Source organism: Pseudomonas triticifolii (assembly GCF_014358015.1).
Lineage (GTDB): Bacteria > Pseudomonadota > Gammaproteobacteria > Pseudomonadales > Pseudomonadaceae > Aquipseudomonas > Aquipseudomonas triticifolii.
In genome coordinates, this window is record NZ_JACONV010000003.1 from 258,025 (window position 1) to 273,491 (window position 15,467).

Annotated in this window: 12 protein-coding genes and 1 riboswitch; of the genes, 10 read left to right on the top strand and 2 right to left on the bottom strand. The window is 61.9% G+C overall.

The window, feature by feature from the left end; all coding sequences use genetic code 11:
• Window positions 1–2: 2 nt before the first annotated feature.
• Together H8S56_RS08545 and H8S56_RS08550 are read left to right on the top strand one after the other, a co-directional pair.
• On the top strand, window positions 3–1,517 hold the full coding sequence (locus H8S56_RS08545; RefSeq protein ID WP_024687744.1) for a tripartite tricarboxylate transporter permease: 1,515 nt from the start codon (window positions 3–5) through the stop codon (window positions 1,515–1,517).
• The gene (locus H8S56_RS08550) at window positions 1,510–2,544 is read left to right on the top strand and encodes an AbrB family transcriptional regulator (RefSeq protein ID WP_187518388.1); all 1,035 of its coding nucleotides are present in this window, start codon (window positions 1,510–1,512) and stop codon (window positions 2,542–2,544) included. Before H8S56_RS08545 ends, H8S56_RS08550 begins: the two co-directional genes overlap by 8 nt.
• Window positions 2,545–2,549: 5 nt before the next feature.
• Here the strand turns inward: H8S56_RS08550 and ung are convergent, their stop codons facing one another.
• On the bottom strand, window positions 2,550–3,242 hold the full coding sequence (ung, locus tag H8S56_RS08555) for a uracil-DNA glycosylase (RefSeq protein WP_024687746.1): 693 nt from the start codon (window positions 3,240–3,242) through the stop codon (window positions 2,550–2,552).
• 168 nt (window positions 3,243–3,410) lie between these two features.
• Here ung and H8S56_RS08560 point away from each other — a divergent pair, with 168 nt between their 5' ends.
• Window positions 3,411–4,523 carry an enoyl-CoA hydratase/isomerase family protein gene (locus H8S56_RS08560; RefSeq protein ID WP_187518389.1) on the top strand — a complete coding sequence of 371 codons (1,113 nt, stop codon included), beginning with the start codon at window positions 3,411–3,413 and terminating at the stop codon, window positions 4,521–4,523.
• A 256-nt stretch (window positions 4,524–4,779) separates the two neighbouring features.
• Here the strand turns inward: H8S56_RS08560 and H8S56_RS08565 are convergent, their stop codons facing one another.
• On the bottom strand, window positions 4,780–5,133 hold the full coding sequence (locus H8S56_RS08565; RefSeq protein ID WP_187518426.1) for a hypothetical protein: 354 nt from the start codon (window positions 5,131–5,133) through the stop codon (window positions 4,780–4,782).
• Between the two features lie 475 nt (window positions 5,134–5,608).
• Window positions 5,609–5,711, top strand: a riboswitch (guanidine-I (ykkC/yxkD leader).
• Between the two features lie 61 nt (window positions 5,712–5,772).
• Between H8S56_RS08565 and H8S56_RS08570 the strand changes: the two genes are divergently transcribed.
• The 7 genes from H8S56_RS08570 to atzF all read left to right on the top strand — a co-directional run bounded on the left by H8S56_RS08570 (window position 5,773) and on the right by atzF (window position 15,450).
• Entirely contained in the window at window positions 5,773–6,846 is a 1,074-nt protein-coding gene (locus tag H8S56_RS08570) for a putative urea ABC transporter substrate-binding protein (protein ID WP_187518390.1), read from the top strand.
• Window positions 6,847–6,873: 27 nt separating this feature from the next.
• Window positions 6,874–7,689 carry an ABC transporter permease gene (locus tag H8S56_RS08575; RefSeq protein WP_024688643.1) on the top strand — a complete coding sequence of 272 codons (816 nt, stop codon included), beginning with the start codon at window positions 6,874–6,876 and terminating at the stop codon, window positions 7,687–7,689.
• Window positions 7,686–8,468: an ABC transporter ATP-binding protein gene (locus H8S56_RS08580; protein WP_187518391.1), complete on the top strand. Its 783-nt coding sequence runs from the start codon at window positions 7,686–7,688 to the stop codon at window positions 8,466–8,468. The genes H8S56_RS08575 and H8S56_RS08580 overlap by 4 nt, the downstream gene beginning before the upstream one ends.
• Entirely contained in the window at window positions 8,465–9,190 is a 726-nt protein-coding gene (locus H8S56_RS08585) for an urea amidolyase associated protein UAAP1 (RefSeq protein ID WP_024688645.1), read from the top strand. The genes H8S56_RS08580 and H8S56_RS08585 overlap by 4 nt, the downstream gene beginning before the upstream one ends.
• A gap of 13 nt (window positions 9,191–9,203) precedes the next feature.
• Window positions 9,204–9,827 carry an urea amidolyase associated protein UAAP2 gene (locus H8S56_RS08590; protein WP_408003786.1) on the top strand — a complete coding sequence of 208 codons (624 nt, stop codon included), beginning with the start codon at window positions 9,204–9,206 and terminating at the stop codon, window positions 9,825–9,827.
• Window positions 9,828–9,947: 120 nt separating this feature from the next.
• Complete coding sequence (gene uca / locus H8S56_RS08595) at window positions 9,948–13,604, top strand: urea carboxylase (protein WP_187518392.1); 3,657 nt, start codon at window positions 9,948–9,950, stop codon at window positions 13,602–13,604.
• 31 nt (window positions 13,605–13,635) lie between these two features.
• Entirely contained in the window at window positions 13,636–15,450 is a 1,815-nt protein-coding gene (atzF, locus tag H8S56_RS08600) for an allophanate hydrolase (protein WP_187518393.1), read from the top strand.
• The last annotated feature ends 17 nt before the right edge of the window (window positions 15,451–15,467 follow it).

The following is a 15,467-nucleotide window of genomic DNA, read 5'->3' on the forward strand; positions in this document are numbered from 1 at the left end:
ACGTGGATACTTTCAGCTATCTGGGCCAAGGCTTTGGCGTTGCCCTCACCCCTTACAACCTCATCACTGCGCTGTCAGGCACGTTGATCGGCACCATCGTCGGCCTGCTGCCGGGGCTGGGTCCGATCAACGGCGTGGCGCTGCTGATTCCCATCGCGTTTGCACTCGGCTTGCCACCTGAATCAGCCTTGATTCTGCTGGCCGCCGTGTACCTGGGCTGCGAGTACGGCGGACGCATCAGCTCGATTCTGCTGAACATTCCGGGCGAAGCGTCCACTGTGATGACCACGCTGGACGGCTACCCGATGGCGCGCAAGGGCCTGGCGGGCGTCGCGTTGTCACTGTCGGCCTGGAGCTCGTTCATTGGCGCTTTTATCGCCACCTGCGGCATGGTGCTGTTCGCGCCGCTGCTCGCCAAGTGGGCGATTGCCTTTGGTCCGGCGGAGTATTTCGTGCTGATGGTCTTTGCCATCGTCTGCCTGGGCGGGATGGCCGGTGACAAACCGCTCAAAACGTTCATCGCGGCACTGATCGGCCTGTTTCTGTCAGCCGTCGGGATCGATGCCAACAGCGGCGTGTATCGCTTCACGGGCGACAACATCCATCTGGCGGACGGTATTCAGTTCGTCGTGCTGGTACTGGGCCTGTTTTCCATCAGCGAGATTCTGTTGCTGCTGGAGAAGACTCACCATGGCCAGGAGGCAGTCAAGGCCACCGGGCGCATGATGTTCAACCTCAAGGAAGCGGCGGCAGTGTTCGCGGTGAACATTCGTTGTGGCCTCATGGGTTTCATCCTCGGCGTATTGCCGGGTGCAGGCGCAACGCTTGCCAGCGCCGTGGCCTACATGACCGAGAAACGTATCGCAGGCCCCACCGGCACATTCGGCAAGGGTGACATGCGCGGTCTGGCAGCCCCTGAAACCGCCATCGGCGCAACGGCCTGCGGCGCACTGGTGCCCATGCTGACCCTCGGCGTTCCGGGCTCCGGCACCACGGCAGTGATGATCGGCGCGCTGTCGCTGTACAACATCACGCCGGGTCCAATGCTGTTTCAACAGCAACCGGACCTCGTCTGGGGCCTGATCGCTTCGCTGTTCATCGCCAACATCATGCTGGTGGTCCTGAACATACCGATGATCCGCATCTTCACCCGCATCCTCGCTGTGCCGAACTGGGCGCTGGTGCCGGTCATTGCGATCATCACCGGGATCGGCGTCTACGCCGTACACGCCACCACCTTCGATCTGTTCCTGATGGTCGGCATCGGCATCTTCGGCTACATCCTGCGCAAGCTGGATTTCCCGCTCTCGCCGATTCTGCTCGGGTTCATTCTGGGCGGTCTGATGGAGCAGAACCTGCGTCGCGCGCTGTCGATCTCCAACGGTGAGCTGGGGATTCTGTGGGCAAGCCCGATCACTCTTGGTGTCTGGGTGCTGACCGTGTTCATGCTGCTGTTCCCGCTGATCCGTATCTGGCGCAAGCGTGCCAGCCAGCGTGCTGCCGTGGCTGATGTCTGATTCATCCTGGCGTACGTGGTGGCCGACCCCGGTGGTCGGCCTGCTGGGCGGTTACCTTGCCAGCCTGGTTGGTTGGCCGTTGCCCTGGATGGTCGGCTCGTTGCTGGCGATCATCCTGGTGCGCTGCCTGACACGCTGGCAGATCACACAAATTCCCGGTGGCCGCAAATGCGGCCAGTTGATTATCGGGATCGGCATCGGACTGCACTTCACGCCCGTGGTGATCGAGCAAGTGCTCGCACACTTCGGGCTGATTTTCTTCGGTGCGCTGGTGACGAGCCTGTCGTGCCTGGTGGGTGTGTGGCTAATGCTGCGCACTGGCGAGGATCGACCAACGGCGTTCTTTTCCAGTATGCCGGGCGGCTCCGGCGAGATGGTCAACCTCGGCGCGCGCAACGGTGCAACCCTGAGCAGCGTCGCGGCCGCACAGAGCCTGCGTGTGCTGGCTGTGGTGCTGTGCGTGCCAGCGATCTTCAAGTACTTGCTGGGCGATGGCGCGCCAGCGCTGCACGCCACCAGTGTCGATTGGCGCTGGCTGGCGTTTTTGCTGCCGTTCGGCGCGTTGGTGGCCTGGCTGTGGCAACGCCTCAAGCAACCCAATCCGTGGCTGTTTGGGCCACTGCTGCTGAGCGCGGTGGTGAGTGTGGTCTGGGACCTGAAAATCGGCCTGCCCAGCGGGGCCAGCCAGTTGGGGCAATTGTTGATCGGCAGCGGACTGGGCTGTCATTTCAACCGTGCATTCTTTCGTCGTGCGCCGTCGTTTCTGGGGCGCACGCTTGTGGGAACCGCGCTGACGATGCTGATTGCCGCCCTCGCCGCCTTCGGGCTAAGCGCGCTGACGCATCTGGATGTGCGCTCGCTGACACTGGGCATGATGCCCGGCGGCATCGCCGAGATGAGCCTCACGGCCGAGGTGTTGCAACTGTCGGTGCCACTGGTGACGGCCATGCAGGTCATGCGCTTGCTGTTCGTACTCTTTCTGGCCGAGCCGCTGTTCAGGCGCTGGAACAGACAGCCCGCTGACTGAGTGCTTCAGATGTTCGACAAACGCCAGTCGATCGGAGTAAGTCCGTTCTGCTCCAGGTATTTGTTGGCCCGTCCGAAATGCCCGTTGCCCAGAAAGCCCTTATAGGCTGACAGCGGTGAGGGATGGACCGAGGTCAGTACCAGATGCTTTGTGGCATCGACCAGCTTCTGCTTGCTCTGCGCATGAGCTCCCCACAGCAGAAACACCAGGTGCGGCTGATGCTCGCTGACCACCTGAATGATCCTGTCAGTGAAATGCTGCCACCCCTTGCCCGCATGAGACGCCGCATTGGCTCGTTCGACTGTAAGGGTGGTATTAAGCAGCAATACACCCTGATCCGCCCAGGACTGCAGGCAGCCATGGTTGGGAATGTCGATGTTCAGGTCGCGCTTGAGCTCTTTGTAGATGTTGACCAGCGAAGGCGGTGTCGGCACGCCGGGCTGCACCGAAAAGCACAAGCCGTGAGCCTGATTGGGACCGTGGTATGGATCCTGACCGAGGATCACGACTTTTACGTTATCCAGCGGCGTTGAGTTGAGCGCGTTGAACATCAGCGGCCCGGGCGGATAAATTTCCTTGCCCGCGGCATGCTCCTGACGCAGAAACTCGCGCAACTGATGCATGTAAGGTTTTTCGAATTCTTCACGCAGCGCCTCCTTCCAGCTGGGCTCAAGCTTTATGCGGTCGTCGCTCGTCATGGTCACATCCGGTAAAAAGATTGCGCGGACACTAGGAAAGCTGACGGACAATGTCAAATACCCCCCATCGACTTCACCCTTTTCCTACACTGCATATTTCCCCTTGCAACTTAACAGCGCAGCGCGGAGACCAAGGTTAACGGCAGCGTCTTTATAGAGAGGGTCACGATGAACCTGCAATTCGAAGAACTTCATGCTCAAGGCGGCGCACGTATCGGCGTTGCCACGCTGGATGCCGAGAAGTCGCTCAACGCCCTGTCGCTGCCGATGATTCTGGCCCTTCAGGATCAGCTCGACGCCTGGGCGAGCAATCCACACATCGCCTGTGTCCTGCTGCGCGGCAATGGCCCGAAAGCCTTCTGTGCTGGCGGCGATGTGCGCACGCTGGTGGAAACCTGTCTTGAGGAGCCCGGCACCGTGCCCGCATTGGCCGCGAATTTCTTCGGTGCCGAATATCGTCTGGACTACAGCCTGCACACTTATCCCAAGCCACTGATCTGCTGGGCGCAGGGTTATGTGCTGGGCGGCGGGATGGGCTTGCTGCAGGGTGCGAACATCCGGATCGTCACCCAGAGCAGTCGCCTGGCGATGCCGGAAATCAGCATCGGTCTGTACCCGGATGTCGGCGCAAGCTGGTTTCTGTCCCGGCTGCCAGGGAAACTGGGATTGTTTCTGGGCCTGACCGGCTCGCACATCAATGGCCGTGACGCACTGGATCTTGATCTGGCCGACCGCTGCCTGCTCGATGAGCAGCAGCCGGACCTGATCGAAGGCCTGCTGCAGCTCAACTGGCAGGAACAGACCGACGTGCAGCTTAACAGCCTGCTAAAGGCACTGCAGCACGAGGCCAACAGCCAGTTGCCGCAAGCCCAGTGGCTACCGCGTCGGGAGCGCATTGATGCGTTACTGGACGTGGGCAACCTGGTCTGTGCCTGGCAGGCGATCAGTCATCTGCAACATCAGGACGACGCCTTGCTGGCCAAGGGAGCCAAAAATCTGGTCGAAGGCTGCCCGGTTACCGCGCACCTGGTCTGGGAACAAATCGACCGTGCCCGTCACCTGTCACTGGCGCAGGTGTTTCAAATGGAATACACCATGAGCCTCAATTGCTGTCGCCATCCGGAATTCAGCGAAGGCGTGCGGGCGAGGTTGATTGACAAGGACCACACGCCTCACTGGCACTGGCCGGACGTGAGCAAAGTGCCGCCCGCAGTCATCGAAGCGCACTTTGAAAAGGTCTGGGAAGGACGGCACCCGTTGGCCGATTTGTCGGCGTACTGAGCACGCATGGCAAATCCGGCATGGACACGATTTGCCGGCGATAGCGTGAGTCCAGTCGCTGTATCAGCGTCCTGGACAACGCATCGCCGGCAAGCCGCCTCCCACCACCACGATGTTTACCGGGAGAAAGTGCAGCCCCGAGCCGCCTCCCAAGGCTCGATGCCTACCGGGAGAAACTGCAGCCTCCAGGAGGTTGCGGTCTCTCCACCGTGGAACCCGCGTTAATAGCGCAACATTCACCCGTTACGCCTGAGCCTTAGCGATGGCCGCCGCGGCCATCGCCACGCCCACGGCCATCGCCTCTGCCACCGTGGTCACGTCCGCCGCGACCGCCGTGGTCATCCCAGCCCCGGTTCCGACGGTCACCGCGCCAACCGTCATGCCCCTGAAAACGGTCGTTGCGCCAGCCATAGCCCGGTGGGCGTCCGGGTGCGTAATAGCGTGGCTGCGGCGGCGGTGCGTAATACCGGGGTTGCGTGTAATAACGCGGCTGTTGGTAATAGCGCGGTTGGGGCGCCACATAGATGCGCCGCTCCTGGTAATAGGTGGAACGGTAGCCGTTGTCATAAGCGTATCCGCCCGCCACGACCGTGGTCGGCTGCGTGTACACATCGGATTCGTAGTAACCAGGGCCTCCATAACAACCAGCAAGGAAGAGGGTCAGCAAAACGATAAGCGAGGGTCTTCGATACATGGCGGCCTCCTGGACCGCGATTGGCACAAACCAGCGACGCTGGCCGGCGTCAGCCAAACGGGTTGGCAGACGAAGAATAAGACACTGAAAAGGCGATCTAGTGCGCCGTCGCCTGTCCCGCCCATCGGCCCTGCAGACGGGAGTCGGGGCGCCGGGCTCGGAAATCAAGGCCCGCAGGGATGTAGCACCTTCTTACAAAGATGCTACAAAACATTTCAGCACAACGCTTCATCAAGGTGCACCTGCGCACCAGCACAAGGCAAATCCCACGCATCCATCACGCCTTTAAATTCCAGGAGCCTTGCCAGCCGGGCGTCTTGGCAAGTTGGCACAACTCTCGCTTGGTTTCTATTGTGCAGGAGTCAACACACGGTTCGCGGCACCACAATTTGCAATAGCTGACTAGGGTTCCGGCTTGCCAGAGGGCAAGTGGCTGGTCCGAGAGTTGGCGACCTCCAGTAGAGGTTACACGGCGGGACAAAAGCCCGGGAGACAGGACACCAGTGGTGTCACGTTGCTCCTGGCCGCCCTTTTCACTACTGGAGATATCTCTCGATGCTCAAGTCAACGTCCCGTCTCTCAGGCCTGCTCTGCGCCGGTCTTTTCGCTGCATTGAGCTTCTCGGCAAACGCCGCCCCCAAGGACCACTTCAACGTCTGCTGGACCATCTATGCGGGCTGGATGCCGTGGGAATACGCAGGCACCCAGGGCATCGTCGACAAATGGGCCAAGAAGTACGGCATCAAGATTGATGTCACCCAGCTCAATGATTACGTCGAGTCGATCAACCAATACACCGCCGGACAGTTCGATGGCTGCACCATGACCAATATGGACGCGCTGACCATCCCGGCGGCCGGCGGCGTGGAAAGCACCGCGCTGATCGTCAGTGATTTCTCCAACGGCAATGACGGTGTGGTGCTCAAAGGCGAAGGCAAGAAAATCGCCGACCTCAAGGGCATGGACGTCAACCTGGTCGAACTCTCGGTTTCCCACTACTTGCTGGCCCGCGCGCTCGACACTGCCAGGCTCAGCGAGAAAGACCTGAAAGTGGTCAATACCTCGGACGCCGATATTGCCGCGGCCTTCAACACCGATGATGTTCAAGCCGTCACCACCTGGAACCCGATGCTGTCTGAAATCAAGGCTAAACCGGGCGTGACTGAAGTGTTCAATTCCAGCCAGATCCCCGGCGAGATCATGGACATGATGGTGGTCAACACCCAGACCCTGAAAGACAACCCGGCCCTGGGCAAGGCCCTGACCGGTGCGTGGTTCGAAGTGGTCGCGCTGATGAACGCCAAGAATGCCCAGAGCAAGGCTGCGCTGGAACACATGGCCAAGGCCTCGGGCACCGATCTGGCGGGTTTCCAGTCGCAACTGGACACCACCAAGCTGTTTGCCACGCCCAAGGAAGCACTTGAGTTCGCCACCAGCAAGCAACTGCCGGACACCATGGGCAAAGTCGCCAGCTTTTCGTTTGCCCACGGTCTGCTCGGTGAAGGTGCCAAAGACGACAAGGCGGTGGGCATGACCTTCGCCAATGGCGTGACCACGGGCGACAAGGGCAATCTCAAGCTGCATTTTGACCCAAGCTACGTGCAGATGGCTGCCGACGGCAAGCTGTAAACCACGTTTCGCACAAAGGTCACTGCCATGCGCTTGATAAACCGCCACCCGGATCGCGCCGGTCGCCTGATCCTGGTGATCCTGCCGTTCGCCCTGCTGCTGTTCGCCTATTTTCTGGGCTCGGCCAGCAGGCTTGCGGAAAACCCCAACGACAAACTGTTGCCCAGCGCGGTGCAAATGGCCGACGCGGTCAATCGCATGGCGTTCAAGGCCGACACTCGCACCGGCGAATACCTGTTGTGGCAGGACACCGCGTCCAGCCTGCAACGGCTGGCGGTGGGTCTGGGCATCAGTGCCTTGCTCGGGCTGTGCCTGGGCATTGCGGCGGGCATTCTGCCGATGTTCGGCGCGCCGCTGTCGCCGTTGCTGACGGTGCTGTCGATGGTGCCGCCGCTGGCGATCCTGCCGATTCTCTTCATCGTGTTCGGCCTGGGCGAGCTGTCGAAAGTGATGCTGATCGTCATCGGTATCACGCCCATTCTGGCGCGGGATCTGGAACAACGGGCGCGGGAGATTCCGGTGGAATTGCTGATCAAGGCACAGACCCTCGGGGCCTCGACCTGGACGCTGATCCTGCGGGTGATCCTGCCGCAACTGCTGCCACGTCTGTTGATTGCACTGCGGCTGGTGCTGGGTTCGGCCTGGCTGTTTCTGATCGCAGCCGAGGCTATCGCCTCCACTGACGGCCTGGGTTACCGGATTTTTCTGGTACGCCGCTATCTGGCAATGGACGTGATTCTGCCTTACGTGGTGTGGATCACCCTGCTCGCCTGGTTGATGGATTGGGGCCTCAAAGCCCTGACCCGGCGTGCATTTCCCTGGTACGAAGGAGCGCGGGCATGAGCTTTATCTGTGTGCGCAACGTGTGGCAGCAATACGACGATCAGGTAGTGCTAGAAGGCCTGAATCTGGACGTCGCCGAGGGTGAGTTCTGCACTTTGGTTGGCGCGTCGGGCTGCGGCAAATCGACCTTTCTGCGCCTGCTGCTGGGTCAGGAAACCTCCAGCCGTGGCGCGATCACCCTCGACGGCCAACCGCTTGCCAATGAACCTGACGCCAGCCGTGGAGTGGTGTTCCAGCGTTATTCGGTGTTCCCGCACCTGAGCGTGCTGGACAACGTGGCGCTGGGTCTTGAGCTGCCTCGCTCGCGCTGGATCGGCCGGTTGTTCGGCCAGGCCAAACGGGATGCTCGGGAGCAGGCGGCGCAACTGCTGCACAAGGTCGGCCTGGGCCATGCGCTGGACAAATACCCGTCGCAGCTGTCTGGCGGCATGCAACAACGCCTGGCCATCGCTCAGGCACTGATCATGAAACCTCGCGTGCTGCTGCTCGACGAGCCGTTCGGCGCGCTGGACCCCGGCATTCGCAAGGACATGCACCACTTGCTGCTGGAACTGTGGCGCGAAACGCAACTGACCGTGTTCATGGTCACTCATGACCTGTCCGAAGGTTTCAACCTCGGCACGCGCCTGCTGGTCTTCGACAAGGTCCGCTACGACCCGCACGCCCCCGGCGCCTATGGCGCGCGCATCACCTACGACATTCCCCTCAACAACGAACGCCGCGCCGAACGTGCGGCACTCGAACTGCTGAAACCGGCTTTAGAGGAGCCCACTCAATGACTGACTCCACCACGCTGTACCCCGTTTTCGCCGAAGAACTGCTGCCCGGCGGAGGGCATCGCTCGTTTATCCTCAAGCGCGGCGAACTGTTGCGCCTGACCGATCTGCACGGCAACGCCAACGTCAGCCTGACGCTGCTCAACGCCCACGAAAAGACCGAGCGCCTGAGCCTGCCTGACAGCCTCAAAGGCCAACACACCGCGCGCCTGAGCGCCGGTCACTGCCTGTACTCGGACATGGGCCGCGTGCTGGCCGCCATCGTCACCGACACCTGCGGTTGGAGCGACAGCATCGGCGGCGTGCTCAACGCTCAGGAAGTCGCTGAAAAATACGGCCAGGGACGCTATCAGGAACTGCGTAACGGATTCTTCCGCAACGGCGTGGATAACCTGCTGGTCGAGCTGGGCAAATGGGGCCTGGGACTGTCGGACCTGTTGATGACCCTGAACCTGTTCAGCCGGGTCAACGTCGACGAAACCGGCGCCCTGCACTTTGTGCCGGACAACTCCAAAGCCGGCGACTACATCGAGTTGTATGCGCCGATGGACACGCTGGTGGTACTGACTGCCCTGCAACACCCGATGGACCCCAACCCGACCTACGCGCCGCAACCGCTCACGCTGAGCTGGATGAAGGCCGACGCCAGCATTGCCGAACATTGCCGGACCTCGCGCCCGGAAAACGAGCGCGGCTTCATCAATACCGACCGCCTGTTCGCCTGAGGAGAGCCCTGTCATGAATCTGCATGCCCACGACCATCACCACTGTGACGCAACCATTCCTGCCGGCGAACCGTTTCTGGCCGAAGTGAAAGCCGGACAAACGGTGCGCATCCTTGACCTGGAAGGCAATCAGGCCATCGATACGCTGTTCTTCAGCCTCGCCAACCCGCGTGAGCGCTATGACGTGCAGCGCACTCTGCGTCGCCAGAACAGCGTCTACCTGACCACCGGCAGCGTGCTGTATTCCAACCTCGGCCAGCCGATGCTGACCATCGTCGAGGACACCTGCGGTCGGCACGACACGTTGGGCGGCGCCTGTGCACAGGAGAGCAACACCGTGCGCTACGCCCTGGAAAAACGCTACATGCACAGCTGCCGCGACAACTACCTGCGCGCCTGCCTGCACGACGGTCGTCTGACCAAAAGCGACATCGGCCCGAACATCAACTTCTTCATGAACGTGCCCGTGACAGCGGACGGCGGTCTGACCTTCGAAGACGGCATTTCCGCCCCCGGCAAATACGTCGAACTGCGCGCCGAAATGGACGTGATCGTGCTGATCTCCAACTGCCCGCAATTGAACAACCCCTGCAATGGCTATAACCCGACGCCAGCGCAGTTGCAGGTTCGCGACTAGTTGATGCTTTAAGACCCATATCTGGGCGGCAACGGACGACCGTTGCATCGAAACGTTTATAAGCGGGACGGCCCGCTTCCCATCACGAAACCGACTCAGTCTGGTTTCCGGGGTCATGCCATGTTCGACAAACTGCTGATCGCCAACCGTGGCGCCATTGCCTGCCGCATCCTGCGAACCCTGCGTACCTTGCAGGTCAAGGGCGTGGCGGTCTATTCCGAAGCCGACGTTGCCAGCCTGCACCTGATGCAGGCCGACGAAGCCCATAGCCTGGGCGAAGGCGGCGCGGCTGGCACCTATCTGGCGGTGGACAAGATCCTCGCCATCGCCAAAGCCAGCGGGGCCGGGGCGATTCATCCGGGTTATGGGTTTCTGTCCGAAAACGCCGCATTCGCTCAGGCCTGTGAAGACGCCGGCATTGCCTTCGTCGGTCCGACGCCTGAGCAACTGCGCGTGTTCGGTCTCAAGCACACCGCTCGGGCCTTGGCCAGGCAACACGGCGTGCCGATGCTGGAAGGCACCGAACTGCTGGACAGCGTCGAAGCAGCCCTCGCAGCGGCCAGGCTGATCGGCTATCCGGTGATGCTCAAGAGCACCGCAGGCGGTGGCGGCATCGGCATGCGGGTGTGCCGCAGCGCCGAGGAACTGGCCGACTCGTTCGAAGCGGTCAAGCGGCTGGGCCAGAACAACTTCAGCGATGCCGGTGTATTCATCGAGAAGTACATCCAGCGCGCCCGCCATCTTGAGGTGCAGGTGTTCGGCGACGGTCAGGGCGAAGTGCTCGCCCTGGGCGTGCGAGATTGCTCAGTGCAGCGCCGCAACCAGAAAGTACTGGAAGAGACCCCTGCGCCCAATCTGCCGCAAGGCATGGCGGATGAACTGTGCGCCGCAGCGATCAAGCTTGCAAAGGCGGTGAATTATCGCAGCGCCGGAACCGTGGAATTCGTCTTCGACAGCCAGGATCAGCGCTTTTATTTTCTGGAAGTGAACACCCGCCTGCAGGTCGAGCACGGCGTCACCGAGCAGGTGTGGGGTGTGGACCTTGTCAGCTGGATGGTGCAACTGGCCGCCGGTGATCTGCCGCCGCTGACTGAACTGCAAGCGACACTGAAACCCAATGGACACGCGATTCAGGCGCGCCTGTATGCCGAAGATCCGGGCCGCGATTTCCAGCCCTGCCCTGGCCTGCTGACCGCCGTGAGCTTTCCACCTGCCGACGGCCAGGCGCTGAGGATCGATACCTGGGTTGAAGCCGGTTGCGAGATCCCGCCGTATTTCGATCCGATGATCGCCAAACTCATCTGTTGGGCACCCAGCCGCGACCAGGCCAGCGCTGCACTGGCCCAAGCGCTGGGCGAAAGCCGTCTGTATGGCGTGGAGACCAATCGCGACTATTTGCGGCAGATCATCGCCGACGTCCCCTTTGCCAGCGGGCAGCCATGGACGCGCTGCCTGGAGGATCTGGTGTATCACGCCGCCACCTTCGAAGTGCTCAGCGGCGGCACGCAGACCAGCGTTCAGGATTATCCGGGACGGTTGGGCTATTGGGCCGTCGGTGTGCCGCCGTCCGGGCCGATGGACAGCCGCGCCTTGCGTCAGGGCAATCTGTTGCTGGGCAATGCCGAAGGGTGTGCCGCGCTGGAAATCACCATGAGCGGGCCGTTGTTGCGCTTCAACACCGATGCGGTGGTAGCGGTGACCGGCGCGACGATTGCGCTGACGCTGGATGGCGAAGCGTGCGCCATGAACACCACGCTGCTGGTGAGCGCAGGTTCGACCCTGGCGTTGGGCGCCATCACCGGGAGCGGTGCGCGCAGTTACCTGTGCGTACGGGGCGGGCTGGATGTGCCGGATTATCTGGGCAGCAAAAGTACCTTTACGCTCGGTCAGTTTGGCGGTCATGGCGGCCGTGCGTTGCGAGCCGGGGATGTGCTGCATATTGCGCCGTTGACCGATCGCAGTGTCGGCCAGTGTATCGCCGATGATGCGCTCGAGGTGCTCGGCGAGGTCCGCAACATGCGCGTGATCTACGGGCCGCATGCGGCACCTGAGTACTTCACTGAGGCGTACATGGAGACGTTTTTCGCGACGGACTGGGAGGTGCATTTCAACTCCAGTCGCACCGGCGTACGTCTGATCGGCCCCAAGCCCGAGTGGGTGCGTGCCGATGGTGGAGAAGCCGGGCTGCACCCCTCCAACATTCACGACAACCCGTATGCGATCGGTGCGGTGGATTTCACCGGCGACATGCCTGTGATTCTCGGCCCTGACGGGCCGAGCCTGGGTGGTTTCGTCTGCCCGGTGACCATCATCGAAACCGACCTGTGGCAACTGGGCCAGCTCAAGGCCGGTGACAAGGTGCGGTTTCATCCGGTGAGTGTCGAGGCGTGTCATGCCATGGCATGTGCGGCGCTCGATCATGCCTCTTCGCGGACAAGTCCGCTCCCACAGATATTCAACGCTGCCCGTGGGAGCGAGCTTGCTCGCGAAGGCGATGTAAGCCACACCTCAATCATCGCCCAGTTGCAAAGCCCGATCGTTCTGGACATCGGTCAGGACGACAAACGCCTCGTGGCGCGTCTGTCCGGCGACACGCATGTGCTGCTGGAAATCGGCGCGCCGGAGCTGGATCTGGTGCTGCGACTGCGCGGCCATGCGTTGATGCTGGCGCTGGAGGCCAAGGCGCTGCCGGGCGTGATCGATCTGACGCCGGGCATCCGCTCGCTGCAAGTGCATTACCGCCCTGCTCAATTGCCGCTCAAGCGACTGCTGGAGATCGTTGCTGGCGAATGGGACGCTGTGTGCGCCGCGAAAGACCTGCAAGTGGCCTCACGCATCGTGCACCTGCCCTTGTCCTGGGATGACCCGGCGTGCCAGTTGGCCATCGAGAAATACATGACCACCGTGCGCAAGGACGCGCCGTGGTGCCCGAGCAACCTGGAGTTCATCCGGCGCATCAACGACCTGCCCAACCTCGACGAAGTGCAACGCACCGTGTTCGACGCCAGCTATCTGGTGATGGGCCTGGGCGACGTCTACCTCGGCGCACCGGTGGCGACGCCACTGGACCCGCGGCATCGACTGGTCACCACCAAGTACAACCCGGCCCGCACCTGGACCGCAGAAAACTCGGTCGGCATCGGCGGTGCCTACATGTGCGTGTACGGCATGGAAGGCCCCGGCGGCTATCAGTTCGTGGGCCGTACGCTGCAGATGTGGAATCGCTACCGCGATGTCGCGGCCTTCGACGGCAAGCCCTGGCTGTTGCGCTTCTTCGACCAGATTCGCTTCTATCCGGTCAGCGCCGAAGAGCTGCTGCGCATCCGCCGCGATTTCCCGCTGGGCCGTTTCGACCTGAACATCGAACACAGCACCCTGAACCTCACGGATTACCAGACCTTCCTGAGCGACGAAGCCGACGGTATCGCGGCGTTTCGAGCGCAGCAGCAAGCAGCATTCAACGCCGAACGCGAACGCTGGATCGCCAACGGGCAGGCCCACTTCGAGAGCGAGGAAAGCGTTGCCCTGACCACCGACGAGACAGCATTGGAGCCTGGCCAGCAAGGCGTCGACAGCCACATTGCGGGCAATCTCTGGCAAGTGCAGGTCAAGTCCGGCGAACGGGTCGAGGCAGGCGATGTGCTGGTGGTGCTGGAGTCCATGAAGATGGAAATCCCGGTGCTTGCGCCGGTCGGCGGCATTGTGCGCGATGTGCGGGTGCAACCCGGTTCCGCCGTGCGCGCAGGCCAGCGCGTGGTCGTGCTGGACGCGGACTGAACCCAATCACTCAATTTGATGGAACATCACCATGACCCCTAACGACCTGTTGAATGATCTGCGCCTGGATGCTGTTCGCGCCGCCTACCAGTCAGGCGAGCTGTCACCCCGTCAACTGATTCTGGCGCTGCGGGAAAAAGCCGCCGCGCTGAACCCTGAGTATCACCTGTTCATCCATCTGCTCAGCACCGATGAGCTGGAGCCATACCTGGTCAGTCTGGAAGGTTGCAACATGCAGGATCTGCCCCTGTACGGCGTGCCGTTCGCAATCAAGGACAACATCGATCTGGCAGGCATCCCGACCACTGCCGCCTGCCCCGACTACGCCTACCTGCCGCACGCCTCGGCGACCATTGTCGATCAACTGATCGCGCTGGGTGCCGTGCCCATGGGCAAGACCAATCTGGACCAGTTCGCCACCGGCCTAAACGGCAGCCGCTCACCCTACGGCTCCTGCCCTAACAGCGTGCTGAAGGACTATCCGTCCGGCGGTTCCAGCTCCGGCTCGTCGCTGGCCGTCGCGTTGGGCGTGAGCAGCTTCTCGCTGGGCACCGACACCGCAGGTTCAGGCCGCGTACCGGCCGCGCTGAACAACCTGGTCGGTACCAAAGCCAGCAAAGGCCTGATTTCTACCGCAGGGGTGGTTCCTGCCTGTCGTACGCAGGATTGCGTATCGCTGTTCACCGCCACGGCCAGAGAAGCCAGCCAATTACTGGGGCTGGTCGCAAAACCCGACCCACGTGATGAATACAGCCGCCGCAACCCGGCGTGGAACGACGCGAGTGCATTCGGCACACCGCGCCCGTTTCGCTTCGGCGTGCCACGTGCCGAAGACCTGGAGTTCTTCGGCTGTATTCAGGGGCCGCGGCTGTTCAGCGATGCCATCGATCACCTGACTGCCTTGGGCGGCGAAGCGGTGGCCGTCGACCTCTCGCCGTTTCTGGAAGCTGCCAGCCTGCTGTACGACGGCCCGTGGGTAGCCGAACGTTACAGCGTTGCCGGGCAATTGATGCAGGACAACCCCGCAGCCGTGCTGCCGGTCATTCGCGCAGTACTGGCCAAAGCGCCTGCGGTGACGGGCGTAGACACCTTTCGCGCCCAATATCGTTTGCAAGCGCTCAAGGTCATCTGCGACCAGGCGCTGGAAGGGCTCGATTGCGTGGTGACACCGAGCATCGGCCGGCCGGTGACGTCGGCCGAGCTGCTCGCCGAACCCGTGCTGCGCAACTCTGAACTGGGCTACTACACCAACTTTGTCAATCTGCTCGACTACGCCGCCGTCGCCGTACCCTGCACGTTCATGGACAACGGCCTGCCCTGGGGCGTGACGCTGTTCGGGCGTGCCTTCACCGATCAATACCTGCTCAGCCTCGCCGACGCCTTTCAACGTCACACGGCATTGCCCTTGATAGCCGGTCAGGCGCCACAGCTGCCCGCGCCGAACAACGCAGCGCGCAACGACAGGGTCAGGCTGGTGGTCTGCGGCGCGCATCTGGACGGCCTGGCGCTCAACGGGCAACTCAAGCAACGCGGCGCTCGCTTGCTGGAAGCCACGCAAAGCTCACCCGATTATCAGCTTTACGCACTCGCCGGCGGTCCGCCGTTTCGACCCGGCATGGTGCGTGTGGCCGAAAACGGGGTGGCGATAGACGTGGAAGTCTGGGAACTGCCGAGTGCCGAACTGGGTTCGTTCCTGACCGGCATTCCCGCTCCGCTGGGGCTGGGCAAGGTGCAGTTGGCTGATGGTCGCTGGGAAACAGGGTTCATCTGCGAGCCCTACGGCCTTGAAGGAGCACGCAATATCAGCGAACTGGGCGGCTGGCGCGCGTACCTGCGGCAGCCGTAAACCCGCAAGTCGATCAG